18 protein-coding genes and 1 pseudogene are annotated in these 15,396 nt (G+C 69.4%); 9 read left to right on the forward strand and 10 right to left on the reverse strand.

Annotated elements, in window-relative coordinates:
- Positions 1-96: 96 nt before the first annotated feature.
- Positions 97-1,980, reverse strand: coding sequence for a BCCT family transporter (locus tag RF645_RS05780; RefSeq protein ID WP_251714312.1), 1,884 nt, complete (start codon positions 1,978-1,980; stop codon positions 97-99).
- 149 nt (positions 1,981-2,129) lie between these two features.
- Here RF645_RS05780 and RF645_RS05785 point away from each other — a divergent pair, with 149 nt between their 5' ends.
- Positions 2,130-2,639 carry a VOC family protein gene (locus RF645_RS05785; protein WP_137802995.1) on the forward strand — a complete coding sequence of 170 codons (510 nt, stop codon included), beginning with the start codon at positions 2,130-2,132 and terminating at the stop codon, positions 2,637-2,639.
- 26 nt (positions 2,640-2,665) lie between these two features.
- The gene (locus RF645_RS05790) at positions 2,666-3,463 is read left to right on the forward strand and encodes a MerR family transcriptional regulator (RefSeq protein WP_368818728.1); all 798 of its coding nucleotides are present in this window, start codon (positions 2,666-2,668) and stop codon (positions 3,461-3,463) included.
- 12 nt (positions 3,464-3,475) lie between these two features.
- On the opposite strand, the gene RF645_RS05795 is transcribed toward RF645_RS05790, so the two are convergent.
- Positions 3,476-4,459: a YafY family protein gene (locus RF645_RS05795; protein WP_006214292.1), complete on the reverse strand. Its 984-nt coding sequence runs from the start codon at positions 4,457-4,459 to the stop codon at positions 3,476-3,478.
- Between the two features lie 91 nt (positions 4,460-4,550).
- Here RF645_RS05795 and RF645_RS05800 point away from each other — a divergent pair, with 91 nt between their 5' ends.
- The 3 genes from RF645_RS05800 to RF645_RS05810 are packed head-to-tail and all read left to right on the forward strand — an operon-like array spanning position 4,551 to position 5,845.
- Positions 4,551-4,922, forward strand: coding sequence for a VOC family protein (locus tag RF645_RS05800; protein ID WP_368818729.1), 372 nt, complete (start codon positions 4,551-4,553; stop codon positions 4,920-4,922).
- A 46-nt stretch (positions 4,923-4,968) separates the two neighbouring features.
- Positions 4,969-5,460 (forward strand): N-acetyltransferase family protein, encoded by a 492-nt coding sequence (locus RF645_RS05805; protein WP_368818730.1) that lies wholly within the window; start codon positions 4,969-4,971, stop codon positions 5,458-5,460.
- A 7-nt stretch (positions 5,461-5,467) separates the two neighbouring features.
- Complete coding sequence (locus RF645_RS05810) at positions 5,468-5,845, forward strand: MmcQ/YjbR family DNA-binding protein (RefSeq protein ID WP_368818731.1); 378 nt, start codon at positions 5,468-5,470, stop codon at positions 5,843-5,845.
- Between the two features lie 9 nt (positions 5,846-5,854).
- Here the strand turns inward: RF645_RS05810 and RF645_RS05815 are convergent.
- The 4 genes and pseudogenes from RF645_RS05815 to RF645_RS05830 all read right to left on the reverse strand — a co-directional run bounded on the left by RF645_RS05815 (position 5,855) and on the right by RF645_RS05830 (position 9,063).
- Positions 5,855-7,047: pseudogene (locus RF645_RS05815) on the reverse strand (thiolase family protein).
- Positions 7,028-8,425 (reverse strand): class I adenylate-forming enzyme family protein, encoded by a 1,398-nt coding sequence (locus RF645_RS05820; protein ID WP_368818732.1) that lies wholly within the window; start codon positions 8,423-8,425, stop codon positions 7,028-7,030. The pseudogene RF645_RS05815 and the gene RF645_RS05820 overlap by 20 nt, the downstream one beginning before the upstream one ends.
- A 2-nt stretch (positions 8,426-8,427) precedes the next feature.
- Positions 8,428-8,652, reverse strand: a complete 225-nt coding sequence (locus tag RF645_RS05825) for a GNAT family N-acetyltransferase (RefSeq protein ID WP_368818734.1) — start codon at positions 8,650-8,652, stop codon at positions 8,428-8,430.
- A 6-nt stretch (positions 8,653-8,658) separates the two neighbouring features.
- The gene (locus RF645_RS05830; protein ID WP_204782444.1) at positions 8,659-9,063 is read right to left on the reverse strand and encodes a hypothetical protein; all 405 of its coding nucleotides are present in this window, start codon (positions 9,061-9,063) and stop codon (positions 8,659-8,661) included.
- Between the two features lie 150 nt (positions 9,064-9,213).
- On the opposite strand from RF645_RS05830, the gene RF645_RS05835 reads away from it, so the two are divergent.
- On the forward strand, positions 9,214-10,233 hold the full coding sequence (locus RF645_RS05835) for a zinc-dependent alcohol dehydrogenase family protein (protein ID WP_206390528.1): 1,020 nt from the start codon (positions 9,214-9,216) through the stop codon (positions 10,231-10,233).
- A 99-nt stretch (positions 10,234-10,332) separates the two neighbouring features.
- Positions 10,333-11,655 carry a Fic family protein gene (locus RF645_RS05840; protein ID WP_368818735.1) on the forward strand — a complete coding sequence of 441 codons (1,323 nt, stop codon included), beginning with the start codon at positions 10,333-10,335 and terminating at the stop codon, positions 11,653-11,655.
- A gap of 6 nt (positions 11,656-11,661) precedes the next feature.
- Here RF645_RS05840 and RF645_RS05845 read toward each other — a convergent pair whose 3' ends face one another.
- The 4 genes from RF645_RS05845 to RF645_RS05860 form a co-directional block, all read right to left on the reverse strand.
- Complete coding sequence (locus tag RF645_RS05845; RefSeq protein WP_368818736.1) at positions 11,662-12,045, reverse strand: DapH/DapD/GlmU-related protein; 384 nt, start codon at positions 12,043-12,045, stop codon at positions 11,662-11,664.
- A gap of 23 nt (positions 12,046-12,068) precedes the next feature.
- Positions 12,069-12,215 carry a hypothetical protein gene (locus RF645_RS05850; RefSeq protein WP_368818737.1) on the reverse strand — a complete coding sequence of 49 codons (147 nt, stop codon included), beginning with the start codon at positions 12,213-12,215 and terminating at the stop codon, positions 12,069-12,071.
- Positions 12,216-12,282: 67 nt separating this feature from the next.
- Positions 12,283-12,972, reverse strand: coding sequence for an MOSC domain-containing protein (locus RF645_RS05855; protein ID WP_271403882.1), 690 nt, complete (start codon positions 12,970-12,972; stop codon positions 12,283-12,285).
- Positions 12,973-12,990: 18 nt separating this feature from the next.
- Positions 12,991-13,896 carry an aldo/keto reductase gene (locus RF645_RS05860; protein WP_368818738.1) on the reverse strand — a complete coding sequence of 302 codons (906 nt, stop codon included), beginning with the start codon at positions 13,894-13,896 and terminating at the stop codon, positions 12,991-12,993.
- Positions 13,897-14,012: 116 nt separating this feature from the next.
- Here RF645_RS05860 and RF645_RS05865 point away from each other — a divergent pair, with 116 nt between their 5' ends.
- Positions 14,013-14,411: a VOC family protein gene (locus tag RF645_RS05865; RefSeq protein ID WP_024289537.1), complete on the forward strand. Its 399-nt coding sequence runs from the start codon at positions 14,013-14,015 to the stop codon at positions 14,409-14,411.
- Positions 14,412-14,463: 52 nt separating this feature from the next.
- A complete protein-coding gene (locus RF645_RS05870) occupies positions 14,464-15,246 on the forward strand; it encodes a thioesterase family protein (protein ID WP_368818739.1) in 783 nt (260 codons plus the stop codon).
- Positions 15,247-15,396: the final 150 nt, after the last annotated feature.

The raw sequence follows: 15,396 nt of genomic DNA on the forward strand, positions 1-15,396 counted from the left end.
TCGTCGTCGGTGGTGCTCTGCGAAGGGGCGCTGATGCCGTCCTTCCCAGCGGGATGAACGGCACCAGCGCCCCCTCACGGATCGCATCGAAGGACGTCAGTCCTTCTTCGGCTCGCCGTCGATGTCCGTCGCCGGCTTCTCGGCCGTCGGGGTGTACCACTTGGTGAGCTCCGGGTCGGTGCTCTCGAAGCGGGCCCCGGCGCCGTCGTCGTCCACGTGCGTGGCGCCGAAGACGAAGTCGTCGCCGTGCTCGTCGATGCCTCGGTGGACGCCCTTGTAGATCGCCTCGCGCGCGTAGCGGCGCCGGATCATGTAGGGGTCGTTCCGGAGGTCCTTGGCCCAGGACACCATGATCCCCAGGATGATCAGCCCGAACGGCAGGGCGCAGGTGACCATGACCGACTGCAGGCCCGACAGGGCGAACTGACCGCCGGCCAGCAGCAGGAACATCGAGACCAAGCCCAGGGCCAGGCCCCACATGATCGTGACCGGGGTCGACGGGTTCGACCGGCCGGACTGCGACATGGAGCCCATCACGTTGGTCGCCGAGTCGGCGGCCGTGGTGAAGAAGATCAGGATCGCGACCAGGACCAGGAACGACGTGATCCCGGTCAGCGGCAGGTTGCCCAGCATGTCGAACATGACGTTCTCGCCGCTGCCCTCCACGCCGATCGGATGGCCATTGAGCTCCATCCACATGGTCGTGCCGCCGAAGACCACGAACCACAGCACGGAGATCGCCGACGGGGCGAACATCACGACCGTGACGAATTCCCGCAGCGTGCGGCCCTTGGAGATCTTGGCGATGAACATGCCCACGAACGGCGACCACGAGGTCCACCAGGCCCAGTACATCATCGTCCAGCTCGCGGAGAACTCGGACTCGACCTCGCCCTGGCTCGGCGCCACGGACAGCATCGCGAAGGCGTTCTGGATGGTCGCGTAGAACGTCGTGGGGATCAGATCGAGCAGGAACAGCAGGGGCCCGGTCACCGCCACGAAGATCGTCAGGCCGATCACCAGGACCATGTTCGTGTTGGACAGGAGGCGGATGCCGCGCTTCACGCCGGAGACCGCGGAGATGATGAAGACGACGGTGAGCACGCTGATGATGACGACCAGGATGCCGTCGCCCTCCAGCGGCTGCCCCGTGATGATCGAGGTGCCGGTGCGGATCTGCAGCGCGCCGATGCCCAACGAGGTCGCGGTGCCGAACAGCGTGACCATGAGCGCGAAGACGTCGATGATCTTGCCCGGGATCCGGTTCGTGGCATTCGGGAAGATCGGCTCGAAGAGCGCGGAGATCAGCGGCAGCCGGCCGCGGCGGTAGGCCGCATATGCCAGGGCGCCGCCGATGAACGAGTAAACGCCCCACGGGATGATCGTGTAGTGCAGGCTCGTCTGGGCCATGGCGGCGGGGATGGCGTCCATGGAGCCGGCCTCGACGTCGAATGCCGGCGGCGGGGTCATGAAGTGGCTCAGCGGCTCGAGCGGTCCGTAGAAGACCAGGCCGATGCCCAAGCCCGCCGCGAAGAGCATGGAGATCCAGGAGCCCGTGGAGAACTCCGGCTCGCTGTCATCCGCACCGAGCTTGATCTTGCCGGTGGGGCCGAATCCGATCACCAGCATGAACAGCACGACGAGTGCGACGAGAGAGCCCAGCAGCCAGCCGAAGTGCGTGACCACCCAGGTCTGCATCTGCGGACCGATCGCGCCCAGATTCTCCGGGGCGATGATCGCCCAGCCCAGCACGCCGATGACCAGCACGGCGGCGGCGGCGAAGACGACCTTGTCGGTGGGGAAGTGGTCCCTGGCGTCCTCGACGTCCAGCCCGGGGATCAGCGCCGGGTGGATCGTGCGGTGCCCGCTGGCTGCCAGGCGCATGGTGGTCTGGACGCTCTCGGGCGCCTTCTGGTCATGGATCCTGTTCTCGATCTGGATCTCCGAATCGGACTCGCTGTCCGAGGCTCGGTGTCTCATCTGAAGCTCCCTGATCTATCGGCGGCGTCCGAGGCTAGCGGGATGCTGGGCAGAACCCCAGAAGAGCCTGTCTGCGCGAGGCGATGTTCCTCCGGCATTCGCCGTCGGCGCTTGACCCTCTCATCGCGTGAGGTCCCACGCTGATCTCCATGGATGACAACCGCACTTCCGCACCGGCGAGCCCCGTTCCCACCCCCGACAGCAGTGCCCAGCCACCGGCGCTGTGCCGCGAGATCTACGGGATGCCGATGTTCGTCTCGATCCCCTGCCGGGACCTGACCGCCTCGTCCGCGCTCTGGACCGAGGGGCTCGGGTTCTTCGAGCTGTTCGCGATCCCGGGCCAGCTGATCCACCTGCGGCGCTGGGCGTTCCAGGATGTCCTGCTGATCCCCGCCGAGGCGCAGCCGCTCGAGGCTTCCTCCCAGCCTCCGACGGTGAGCTTCGCGTGCGTCCTGGACCAGCTCGACGTGATCGCCGAGGCCTGCCGCTCAGCCGGCGGGGCGGTCGACGGCCCGCATGATCGCCCGTGGAACGCACGCGAGCTCGCCGTCATCACACCCGAGGGGACTCGCGTGGTCATGACAGCAGCGAAGCCCTTCGTGCACGATTCGCCGGAGGACCACGCGCTGCGGGCCATGGGCATCTGCGAGTCCGCATGAGCACGTCGATCTGTTCCGAGGACGGCATGAGCACCACCGAGCAGGACCTGACCATAGGCCCCGCCGCAGCGGCATTGGGCGTCTCCGTGCGCACGCTGCGCCACTGGGATGACCTCGGCATCCTGCGTCCCGCCGGGCGGGCAGCGAGCGGATACCGGCTCTACTCGGCAGATGATGTGGTTCGCGGCCGACGGATCCTGGCATATCGGGAGCTGGGCTTCTCCCTGGACGAGGTGACGGCCCTGCTCCACGAGCCCGCACAGCAGACGGTTCGACGACTGCGCGAGCGCCGCAGCGCCGCGGAGGCGGAGGCCCGACGGCTGCAGGCCGCGCAGGACGACCTCGACCGCCTGGCCGATGCCCTCGAGCGGGGCATCCTGCTCTCCGAGACCGAGCAGGCGGAGGCTTTCGGTCCCGACTGGGATCCGCAGTGGACCCGAGAGGCCCGTGACCGCTGGGGCGGCACCGACGCCTGGACGGAACAGGCGGAGCGCGGCGCACGGCGCGGCCCTGAGCAGTGGGCTCGTCTCGCCCAGGGCCTCGCCGCTGTGGAGGAGGACCTGGCATCGGCCTTCGCCGCAGGCATGGCGCCGGGCTCGCCCGAAGCCGACGAGCTGGCGGATCGGCACCGGGAGGCGCTCAGCCGCTTCTACAGCGTCTCGCCGCAGCGCCATGTCCTGCTGGGCCGGATGTACCCGACGGATCCATCCTTCCGGATCCACTGCGACCGCCTGGCCGAGGGTCTGGTCGACTGGCTGCCGCTGGTGATCGACGCCAGAGCCCGATCACTGGGCATCGACCCGGAGACCGCGGCCTGGGAGTGACCGCGACCCGCGCTAGCTGCGCCGCCTCGGGACGCTGCTCGAATCCCCCGCCTCATGGTGGTGCGCGAGCTGGCCGGCCAAGGCATGGATGCGCTCGACGGCTTCCACGGGGCTCAGGACGCGGATGTGGTCCCCGAACTGGAGAAGCTGCCGGACGGACTCAACATCTGGGTAGTGGACGACGATGGAGCTCCACTCGCTGTCGGCAGCTGTGGCCTTGACCAGGCGGGTGCCGAGGATGCGGCGGGCCAGATCCAGCCGAGTGGAGCGGATCAGGGCGTGGACCTCCACGACCTGGGTCGGCTGGAAGTCGTCCAGCAGGGCCGCCCAGACAGTGCGGAGGTCCTGGCCTGGCCGCAGTTCTGCCGCGTCCGCCTGCGGTTGGTGGACCTCGATACGGCGGGTATTGAACAGTCGGGGCTGCCCGTCGACGTCGGCGACCAGGTACCACGACGCGGCCTTGCTGACCAGGCCGTAGGGATCCGCGACGAGCCACTGCCCGGTGATCTGCCCGCTGCGGCGGTAGCGGAGCCGCACGCGCCGCTGGTCACGCGCTGCGTTCAGCAGGGCTGCCAGATCCAGCTCCTGACTTTCCGCGAGCCAGCCGGTGGGGTCGACGAGCAGGACGTCGGACAGAGGCGACGAGGTGGCCTCGGAACGTCGGGCGGCCACGGCGGCGAGCTTCTCCTGAGCACGGACGCCGACACCTTGCAGCCCGATGCTCTCCAGCTGCTGAGAGTCCAGGCCCGCGAGCCGCAGCAGCTGGAGCTCGGCCGGGTCCAGGCGCGCAGGATCCATGCGAGCACGACGATCCAGGACGATGGCACCGCCACGGCCGCGTTCGGTGTGGATGGGCACGCCAGTAGCGGACAGTGCCTCCACGTCTCTGAAGACCGTGCGCTGGGAGACCTCGAAGCGGTCGGCCAGCTCCTTGCTGGTCATCCGTTCGTGGGTCTGCAGCAGCAGGAGCATCGACATCAGCCGGGCTGACTTCATGGTCCAGATCCTTGCAGAAACATGACACTGGATGTCTTCTTCACATGCTCACATGAGGTCGACCGATCCACCAGAGCAACGAGGAGACCTCATGCCGGCACCCAACCTGTTCATCATCTACGTCACGGATATCGCGGCCTCGACCGAGTTCTACTCCGAGCTCTTCGAGATGGACCCGCACTTCACCAGCCCACGGTTCGTGGAGTTCCGGGTCGCAGCAGGAGTGGGGCTCGCGCTGTGGTCCGGGAAGGCCGAGTCCATCTCCTCGGCCACCGGGCGGACGAGCGAGGTCTGCCTCAATCTCCGGGGCGGGCCCGAGGTCATCGAGCAGCAGCACCGGCGATGGTGCGATCTGGGCGTCCCCATCGTCCAGGGGCCCCACAACGACGTCTTCGGCCGCACCTTCGTCGCGCAAGACCCTGACGGGAACCTGCTGCGTGTCGCCCCCGTCGATTCCGAATGATCCAGGTGCCCACCCCCCCCCCGGGCGGCGGTGCTAGCTTCGGGCCATGACCGAGACCACCATCCGCGCCGCAGTTCCCGATGACGTCCACGAGATCGTCGAGCTCGTGCACGACCTGGCCGTGTACGAGAAGGAGCCCGACGCCGTGAAGCTGACCCCCGACGTGTTGCGGGAGCAGCTCTTCGGCGACCAGCCGGCGATCTTCGCCCACGTCGCGCCCGCTCCGGAGGGCTCCGGGCGGCGGATCGAGGGCTTCGCGCTGTGGTACCTGAGCTACTCCACCTGGGAGGGCACGCACGGCATCTACCTGGAGGATCTCTACGTGCGTCCGGAGGCCCGCGGTGCGGGGCACGGCAAGGCGCTGCTGCGCACCCTGGCCCGCACCGCCCGCGAGCGCGGCTATCAGCGCGTGGAGTGGTCCGTGCTGCAGTGGAATCAGCCGTCGATCGAGTTCTACCGCTCCCTCGGCGCGGTCCCCATGGACGGCTGGGACGTCTACCGGCTGAGCGGCGACGCCCTCGCGTCCTTCGGCGGCTGATTTCCCCGTGGACGAGCAGGAGCTGATGACCTGGGCGGAGGAGGTCGCCCTGCAGTGCCCCGGCGCTGAGCTGGAGCACCCCTTCGGCCCGGAGACGGACGTGTTCAAGGTCTGCGGGCGGATGTTCCTCATGCGCCTGGAGCTGCGCGGCCAGTGGATGGTGAACCTCAAGGTCGAGCCGCAGGACGGACAGGCCCTGCGCGATGAGTACGCCGAGATCACCCCCGGCTACCACATGAACAAGAGGCACTGGGTCTCGGTGCGCGCCGGCGAGGCCCTGAGCAGGAGGTTCGTCCACGAGCTCGTCGTGGACTCCTACCGCCTGGTGCTCGAGAAGCTGCCGCGCAGCGTCCGCCCCGTGGATCCGGAGACGTACGGCGGCTGAGCTCCCGGCTCAGCGCGTGGGCCCGGGGACGGCGGTCTTCTCGAAGAGCGCCGCCGTGCCGATGCCGCCGGCCGAGCTGATCATGGCCAGCAGCAGGCTGCCCTCCGGCAGATCGCGCGCTCGGGCCAGCAGCCGGACCACCGAGACCGCCCCGGAGGCGCCGTAGGCGTGGCCGAGGGCCAGGGCGCCGCCGTCGGCGTTGAGCACGCGCTCGTCGATGCCCAGCAGGTCGGTGCAGGCGAGCACCTGCCCGGCGAAGGCCTCGTTGAACTCGACCGCCGCGAGCTGCCGCGCGGCCGCCCCCTGCTCCGCCAGCAGCCGAGCCGCCGCGGCAGCCGCTCCCAGGCCCAGTCGCGTGGGGTCCACCCCCTGGGTCGACGCGCCGCGGAAGGCCAGGGCCGTCGTCGTGCCCAGGTCCCGTGCGACCTGCGCCGTCGCGATCAGGACCGCCGCCGCCCCATCCGCATCGGCGCAGGAGTTCCCTGCGGTCACGGTGCCTCCGTCGACGAATGCCGCCGGCAAGCGGGCCAGCAGGTCGGCGTTCAAGCGCGGACGCGGGCCGTTGTCGGCGGTGACTTCGCCTCGGGCTCCGGTCACCGGCACGAGCTCCTCATCGAACCGTCCGACGGCCGCCGCCTCGAGCGCCCTGCGGTGGCTGCGCAGGGCGAAGGCATCCTGGCGCCGGCGATCGATCCCGTGCTCCCGGGCCGGGCCACGGTCTCCGCGGCTTCACCCATGCCCGGATCCCCGAGGTGCTCGGGGCTGAAGCGGGCGCGCCGGTAGAACTCGACCTCCCCGTCCGCGCCGCGACGGCCTCGCAGCGGAGCCGTGCTGATGCTCTCGGCGCCGCCGGCCAGGAAGGCGCTTCCCGCTCCGGCCTGCGCCAGTCGGCAGGCCAGCACGACGGCGTCGAGCCCCGAGCCGCACTGCCGATCGACCGTGACCCCCGGGACCGACAGCGGCAGGCCGGCCTCCAGGGCCGACAGCCGTGCCAGGTTGCCTCCGGCTCCCACCGCGTTGCCCATCACGACGTCCGCGACGGACTCCGGCGCCAGGCCCGTCTCCGTCACGAGCCGCTGCAGGATCGGCGCCAGCAGACGGTGCACGGGCACGTCGGCCAGCGCGGTCCCTGCTCGTGCCAGCGGGGTCCGACGCCCGAGCAGGAGCAGAGGCGCTGAGGGATCAGCCGAGCGGTCGGGCACGGGGATCTCCCTCCTCGATCCAGGACCGCAGCACGGCTCGACTGATCTTCCCTCCGCCGGTGACGGGCAGCTCACCCAGACGCCAGTACTGCTGGGGCCGCTTGGTCGAGGCCAGCATGGTCTCCAGCGCGGCCCGCAGACTCTGCCGATCCGCCCCTTCGTCCTCGAGAAGGACGCCGGCAACCAGGCGCTGTCCGCGAGAAGGATCCGGCAGGCCCACCACGACAGCCTCGGCCACCCCCGGCACAGAGCCGATCGCGGCCTCCACCTCCTGCGGGTAGATGTTCAGCCCGCCCGAGTTGATCATCTCGGAGGCCCTGCCCAGCACGTGCAGCTGCCCATCGCGCAGGAAGCCCTGATCCCGCACCGTCGCCAGGTCTGCGATCCGCGCGAATGCCCGGCCGTCATCGCCCCACAGGTAGCCGTCGCACACCAGATCGGAGCGCACGGCGATGCTCCCGGTGCTGCCCTCCGGGAGGACACGGCCGTCGTGGTCCACGACGACCGCCTCCACGCCGGGGAACGGCAGCCCCACCGCCGTCGGGTCGAGCGTCCGGATCTCCCCCGGCGGATGCTCCTGAGCGGCCACGAAGCCGAGCTCCGCGGCGCCGAAGTACTCCCAGATCACGGCATTCGGCGCCCATCGGCGGGCCGCGGCCAGCGTCTGCGGATCCAGCTTCTGCCCCGCGCAGACGATTGCACGCAGTCCATGCGCAGACTCTCCGACAGCCAGTGCGCGCTCGGCGATCAGGCGCAGCATCGTCGGCACGGCCACCACCCGGGTGACGCCCTCGGCGGTGATCGCCGCACGGGCCGCCGCGCTGTCGAAGCGCGGCAGGACGACGGCGGCCGCGCCGGCATGCAGGCACTCGGACAGCGCGTAGAGATTCATGCTCGACGACAGCGGGCCGGGCACCAGCACCCGGTCCTCGCTGCGCAGGTCGAAATGCCGAGTCGAGGCCTCGAAGGAGCGTCGCCAGGAGCCGCGGCTGCGCAGGAACCCCTTGGGCACCGAGGTGGTGCCGGAGGTCAGGCCCACCAGGAAGGCGGAGTCGTCGGGCCCGTCGCGCAGGTGTGCCGGTGCTGCGCTTTCCGGGAGCACGTCGCGGAAGCGCTCGCCCACCGCGCCGCCGATGCTCTCGGGCAGGCCCGGATCCAGGACCGCGCACACGCGCCGCTCGGCCACTCCCGCCGCCCATCGCACGACGAACTCCGTGCCGGTGCCCTGCTGCAGGATCCCGACGGCCTCCCCCGAAGCCGCCAGCTCGGCAGCCCGCGAGCGCAGCCCGCTCCAGCTCAGCCGGTCCTCGGCGCAGACGACGGCCGTGTCCTGTGGACGCTGCTCGGCCCAGCGGGAGAGACGGTCCAGGAAGGGCACGGCTAGGCCGTTCTCAGTATGAGCTTGAAGCCCTCGTGGCTGCGCTCGAAGCCCAGCCGCTCGTAGAAGCGGTGGGCGTCCTTGCGCTGCCTGTCCTCCTCCGAGCGGATCCCATCGCGGGAGGCGCCCAGCATGTCCTCGGACATCAGCTCGATCAGCGCCGGCAGGTGCTCGGCCGTCGCCTCCTCCAGCACGACGTCAGTTCCCGGATGCTCGATCCCGTCCATTCGTCCTCACCATCCCGGCTGGTTGCTGCTGGTCCACGGGTCGCTGCGATCGCGCCACGGATGCGGGCTGCCGTGGTCGATCTCGCGGCGCATCTCGACCAGGCGGTGATCCGCCTCGGCCCATCCGAGAACGCTCTCACGGTGGGCCACGTGCCCGCGCTCCGTCACGACCAGCGGCACGGCGGCCATCCCTGACGCACGGGCGAGCAGGACGAACGGCATCGCGATCCACTGCGCCAGGGACTCGAGCAGCCACAGCACCAGCAGCGGGAGCAGCAGGATCATGGCGATCGCGCCCACGACGACGGAGATCGGATCGTCCACGGCCGAGCCCGGCATGATCTCCAGGACGCCGGCCATCCAGCGCCGCGAGCGGCTTCGCCACGGAAGGAGGCGTCGGCGCGCCTTCATGGCTGTCTCCTCGGTCTCATGGCGGCCGACAGGCCGCGGATCGGTTCGTGAGCAGTCTGCCAGAGGTGTCCCGACAGGGCCTCTGCGTCGTCGGAGCCCCGTTCTACGCTTTCCAGCAGAAGGCACGACACGACTCATCAGGAGGCACCCATGCGCGGCGTCATCATGCACAGCCCCGGCGAGGTCCGGGTCCAGGATCGCGACGACCCCCAGATCGTCGAGCCCACGGACGCGATCATCAAGGTCACGGCCGCCTGCGTCTGCGGCTCGGACCTGTGGCCCTACCGCGGGGCCCAGGACGTGGAAGATCAGCCCATGGGCCACGAGTACGTGGGCGTCGTGGAGCAGGTCGGCGACAGCGTCACCACGGTGAAGCCCGGGGACTTCGTGGTGGGGTCGTTCATGACCTCGGACGGAACCTGCGAGATCTGCCAGGCCGGCTACCAGTCGCGCTGCGTGGACACCACGCCCATGGGCGGGATCGGCACGCAGGCGCAGCTCGCTCGCATCCCCCAGGCAGACGGCACGCTCGTGGCCACCCCGGAGCACCCGGACGAGGACCTCATCCCGTCGCTGCTCGCAGCCTCGGACGTGCTGGGCACCGGCTGGTTCGCCGCCGACGCCGCAGCCGCCGGCCCGGGCAAGACCGTGGCCGTGGTCGGCGACGGCGCCGTGGGCCTCATGGGCATCCTGGCCGCCCAGCAGATGGGCGCAGAGCGCATCATCGCCATGTCCCGCCACGAGTCCCGGCAGAAGCTTGCCCGCGAGTTCGGCGCCACGGATATCGTCACCGAGCGCGGAGACGACGGCGTGGCCAAGATCAAGGAGCTCACCGGCGGCCTCGGCGCGCACAGCGTCATCGAGGCCGTGGGCACCCAGGAGGCCATGCTCCAGGCCATCAAGTCCACCCGCCCCGGCGGTCACGTGGGCTTCGTCGGCGTCTCCCACGGCGTGGAGCTGCCCGGCGACCTCCTCTTCGGCAGCACGGTCCACCTGCACGGCGGCCCCGCCCCGGTGCGCCGCTACCTCCCGGAGCTGATCCAGCTGATCCTGGATCGGAAGATCGAGCCCGGCAAGGTCTTCGACCAGCGCCTGCCGCTCGAGGAGGCCGCGGAGGCCTACCGCCTCATGGACCAGCGCGAGGCCATCAAGGTGCTGCTGGAGGTCTGAGCGGGTCCTCCAACTCCCAGTTTTCTCCAAGTCCCAATTTGGACTTGGAGAAAACTGGGAGACGTGGTGTGCTGAGCGCATCACACCTGAAGGAGTCCCATGAAGACGCCCGTCCCGGCCCCCGACACGTTCGAGCTCTGGGATGCCGTGATCACCGAGCAGCCGGACCGTCTCGCAGCACTGCTGGCCCGGCCGATGGATGACAGTGCCTATATGGCCTGGGACAAGCTCATGCGCTCGACTCCGCCGGAAGGGCTGGACCACAGGACCTGGTGGCTCGCACTCCGGATCGCGCGCCGACAGCGGGCCCGCGAACTGCCCCTGCGGCAGAAGGACGGCTCAGCATTCACCTACGTGCTGACCGATCGGATCCTCGAGGCCTGCGAGGACATTGCACGTCGCGCTGGGGGCCAGATTCAGCTGTCGCAGGCGGCCCTGGACCTCGGCAGCAGGGACAGCTACATCTTCCACTCGCTCGTGGAGGAGTCGATCACCTCGAGTCAGCTGGAGGGTGCCTCCACATCGCGGCGCGTGGCCAAGGAGATGCTCGAGACCCAGCGCGAACCGCGCGACCACAGCGAGCGGATGATCCTCAACAACTTCGAGGCCATGGAGTTCGTGCGCTCCCTGCGCGGCGAGGAGCTCACACCTGAGCTGGTGCTCGAGATCCATCGCGTGGTGACCGAAGGTGTCCTGGACGATCCCGCAGATGCCGGCCGTCTCGAACAGCCAGGAGGGGACCGCGTCCAGGTGTTCGGCCACGACGACCAGGTCCTCCACCGCCCACCTGCGGCGGAAGAGCTCCCCGAGCGGCTGCAGGCGCTATGCGATTTCGCCAACGGCCAGCATGCCGCCTACCTGTCACCGGTGGTCAGAGCGGTCACGATCCACTTCATGGTTGGCTACGACCACTACTTCGCCGATGGCAACGGGCGCACCGCCCGAGCTCTCTTCTACTGGTCCATGCTGCGCAGCGGGTACTGGCTCGTGGAGCACCTGACCATTTCCAAGATCCTGAAGGGAGCGCCCAGCCAGTACGCGTTCTCCTACTTGCTGACCGAAGACGACGACGGCGACCTGACCCACTTCCTGCACTACCAGCTGGGGGTCATCCAACGTGCCCTAGATGAGATGACGGCCTATCTGCAGCGCAAGACCGACGAGCTCGAAACGATGCGGCAGACAGTCAGCCCGTCCGCAGAGCTCAGTTCCAGACAGGCACAGTTCCTCGAGGCGGCTGCCGATGATCCTGCCCACCTGGTGACGGTCAAGCAGTACGCCGAGCGCTTCCGCGTCTCGGACGAGACCGCGCGCACGGACCTGAATCAGCTCACCGACCAGGATCTCCTGGTCAAGCGAAAGGTCGGCAAGGCCTTCCGCTGGGGTCCTGCCGAGGGTCTTGCGGGCCGGTTGCGCGGCTGACCTCGCTCAATTGTCGTACCCGGGCACCGAGCTGATCTGCTTCGCGGGCGTGCCGACCACCACGGCGCCCGCGGGCACGTCCTTGGTCACGGTCGAGGAGGCGCCCACCACCGCCCCAACGCCGATGGTGACGCCGGGCAGGATCGTGACGTTGGCGCCGAGCCAGACGTCGCCGCCCAGGACCACCGGAGCGGGGTGAATGTCGCCGCGCTTGGTCGGATCCGTGTCGTGATTCAGCGTGGTGATCACCGCGTTGTGCCCGATCAGGCAGCGATCGCCGAGGGTGATCCCGCCCTGATCCTGGAACGCGCAGCCGGAGTTGATGAAGACGTCGCGCCCGATGCGCAGGGCCTTGCCGAAGTCCGAGCGCAGCGGCGGAAAGACGGTCACGGAGGCGTCGATCTCCTGCCCGGTCAGAGCGCCCCCAGCAGCCGTCGGACCTCACCAGGGTCCTGATAGCCGGAGTTGAGCGCGGCGGTGATGCGCAGCGCCTCTTGGCTGATCTCGTGCATGGCCGCATGCAGGTCCGATCCGCCGCGGATGGTCTCCCCGCGGCTCATCCGCTCCAGCAGCTCCTTGCGCTCTACGGTGTGCTCCTTCGTCGTCTTTCGCCGCGTCCTGCCCGGTTCAGGCCGCGAGCATGGCCCTGACGGGGTCCCCCACTGCCAGCTCGCCCTCCGTCACGACCATGCAGCCGTAGGCCAGCAGCGCCCCGGGACGGATGCGCCGCAGCAGGGAATGGTCCTTCTGCCCGGTGACGGGGTCATGGTCGATGATCACGCAGCGCTCCAGCTCCCCCACGACCTCCAGAGTCACCGCACCGACCTCAAGGCGCGATCCGGCCGCGAGCGCCAGCGGGGCGTCGCGGTCGTCGATCACCAGATTGGGGCGGTAGCGGTCCGTGTCCGACGGCAGCCCCGCCAGCTCGGAGCGCAGCAGCACGCTCACAGGCGCACCCCAGACGATCGCGTCCGAGAAAAGGGTGCGGGCCAGCAGGACCTGCCGCCCGGCCTCGGCCGAGAGGCGCCGCGCGAGAGGTCCGTCGTGCACGCGCGCAGGGATCCGGCGGTCGTAGTAGCGGATCCGTGCCTCCTGATGGACCACGTGCTGGTCATCCCCGGGAAGATCCCCCGGCTTGACCACCAGTCGGACCATTGCCGGGAACTGCGGGGCCCGCAGGCAGGTCAGGTCATCGGCCCAGACCGGCGTCCAGCGACGGTCCCGGTCCAGCCCGCCGACCGCCACCCCGATCCGCTCATGCTGACTCCACCCCAGTCCCTTGACCAGGGTGGAGCCGATCCGCTCGAGGTGCGCCATGGTGGCCCGACCGGCGGCTCAGGCCTCCGGGATCTCCTTTCCGAAGTCCTCGAGCGTGACCTGGTGCGGCTCCGGTCCGCCGCGCTTGCCGGTGTTCAGGGCATCGAGCTGCCCCAGCTCGTCCTCGGTCAGCTCGAAGCCGAAGACGTCCAGGTTCTCGCGGATGCGCTCGGGATTCACCGACTTGGGGATCACCTGACGGCCTCGCTGCAGCTGCCAGCGCAGCATGACCTGCGCCGGGGTGGCCTGGTGCGCCTGGGCGATCTGGGCGATCGTCGGGTCGTCGAACGTGGTGGTCTCCTGGCCCTCGGAGCCGCGGTAGCTGGTGATGCCGCCGATCGGGGACCAGGACTGGACCAGGATTCCGTGCTCGCGGCAGAACTCCTCCACCTCGGTCTGGGCGAAGTACGGGTGGTACTCGATCTGGTTCACAGCAGGCACCGCGGTGGTGCGCTGCATGAGCTCCTCCAGGTGGCGGACCTCGAAGTTGCTGACACCGATCGCACGGACCTTGCCGTCTGCGAGCAGCTGCTCGAGGGCCATGTACGTCTGGATCGTGCGCTCGAACTCGCCTTCGAGGGCCTGGTGCAGGATCAGCAGGTCGAGCTGCTCCACACCGAGCTTGCCGGCGGCCTTGTCGAAGGCGTGCAGCGTCTCCTCATAGCCGTAGTCGTTGATCCAGACCTTGGTCTCCAGGAAGACCTCGTCACGCGGGACGCCGGAATCGCGCAGGCCCTGCCCGACCTCGCGCTCGTTGCCGTAGGCCGCGGCGGTGTCGATCAGGCGGTATCCAGCGCGCAGCGCGGCCTCGACGGCCTGGGCCGTCTCCTCCGGCTCGGACTGGTAGACGCCGAGCCCGATCACGGGCATCTCGACGCCGTTGTTCAGGATTAACGTGCTGGTGGGATTCTGCAGATCGGTCATCTGTCCATGATGCTCTGCGGCAGGGCATCTGCGGGAGGCCTTCTCCTCGACGCGAACACCCGCTCGCCACACGCGTCCATGTTGTGACGTGCGCGACATCGACGCAGACTGGCCTCATGGACACCGCACCCCGCCCCGCCCTGCACACCACGGTCCTGGACACCCAGAACGTGGCCTCGCTGGCTGACTTCTACCGTTCGCTGCTGGGCTGGGACTACGCGCCCGGGACCGAGAAGGACTCCGGCGAGTGGCGCACGCTGCTCGGACCCGGCGGCGTCAGGCTCTCCTTCCAGCGGGTGGAGGCGCTCCCGCCTTCGACCTGGCCGAGTCCCGACGTGCCGCAGCAGATCCACCTCGATCTGACTCTCGAGACCGTCGACGAGCTGCGGGCCCTGAAGCCTCGCCTGCTCGAGCTCGGTGCCGTCATGCTGCAGGACTCCCTGGATGATTCGGAGGAGCGGCTGCTGATCGTGGCAGACCCGGCCGGTCACCCTCTGTGCGTCTTCGTACCCTGATCCCTCACTCCCCCTGACGACTCCCCCGCTCCCTCGCCGACCCAGGAGACCCATGACCGCCGAGCAGGCCTTCTTCCATCGCACCGGCCCCACCACGTTCGAGCCCACCGAGCACGCCTCGGGCGCCTGGTCGGAGGAGGATCACCATTTCGCCTCCATCGCCGGCCTCGTGGTGCACGAGCTCGAGCGCGTCCGCTCCGACCAGGGCGACTCGCAGCTGCAGCTCGGCCGGATCAGCTACGACATCCTGGGGCGTCTGCCCATGTCCGAGCTGACCGTCGACGTCGAAGTCCTGCGACCCGGGCGGACCATCGAGCTGCTGCAGGCCACCGTGACCATCGCCGGACGCGCCGTCGTCATCGCCCGGGCCTGGTACCTCTCGCACGCGGACACCGCCGATGTCGTCGGCGGCCAGGCCGAGCCGATGCCCTCTCCGGAGGAGGTCGAGCCCTGGGAGATGAGCAACGGGTGGCCGGGCGGCTACATCGCCCAGATCCAGGCCAGAGTCGTGCAGCAGCGCCCGGGGCGCGCGACCGTCTGGCTCCACAGCCCGTCGGAGATCGTGGCCGGGGAGACCGCCGGCGACGTCGCCCGGTTCTTCTCCAGCATCGACGCCGCCAACGGGATCGCCGTCCGCCAGCAGACGGACCGGTGGACCTTCCCCAACGTGGACCTGACCGTCCACCTGCACCGGGTCCCGGAGGGCACCTGGACCGGCCTGGACACCGAGGTCATCTGGGGCCCGGACGGCGTGGGCCTCACCAGCTCCACGCTGCACGACGCCCGCGGACCCGTCGGCACCGCCGAGCAGGTCCTGACGCTGCGTCGGATCTGAGGGTCTCTGCGACTGGCCGAAACGACACCTCAACCTCATCGAGTGGCTGATTGCTCACCGTTTCGTCGCTGAAACGGTGAGCAATCAGCCACTCGAGGGAGGGGCGGTGGCGATTTGGCCAGTCGTGACGACGACGGGTGACGCGACTGC

The sequence above is a fragment of the Kocuria sp. CPCC 205260 genome, assembly GCF_040981045.1.
Classification (GTDB): Bacteria; Actinomycetota; Actinomycetes; order Actinomycetales; family Micrococcaceae; genus Kocuria; species Kocuria palustris.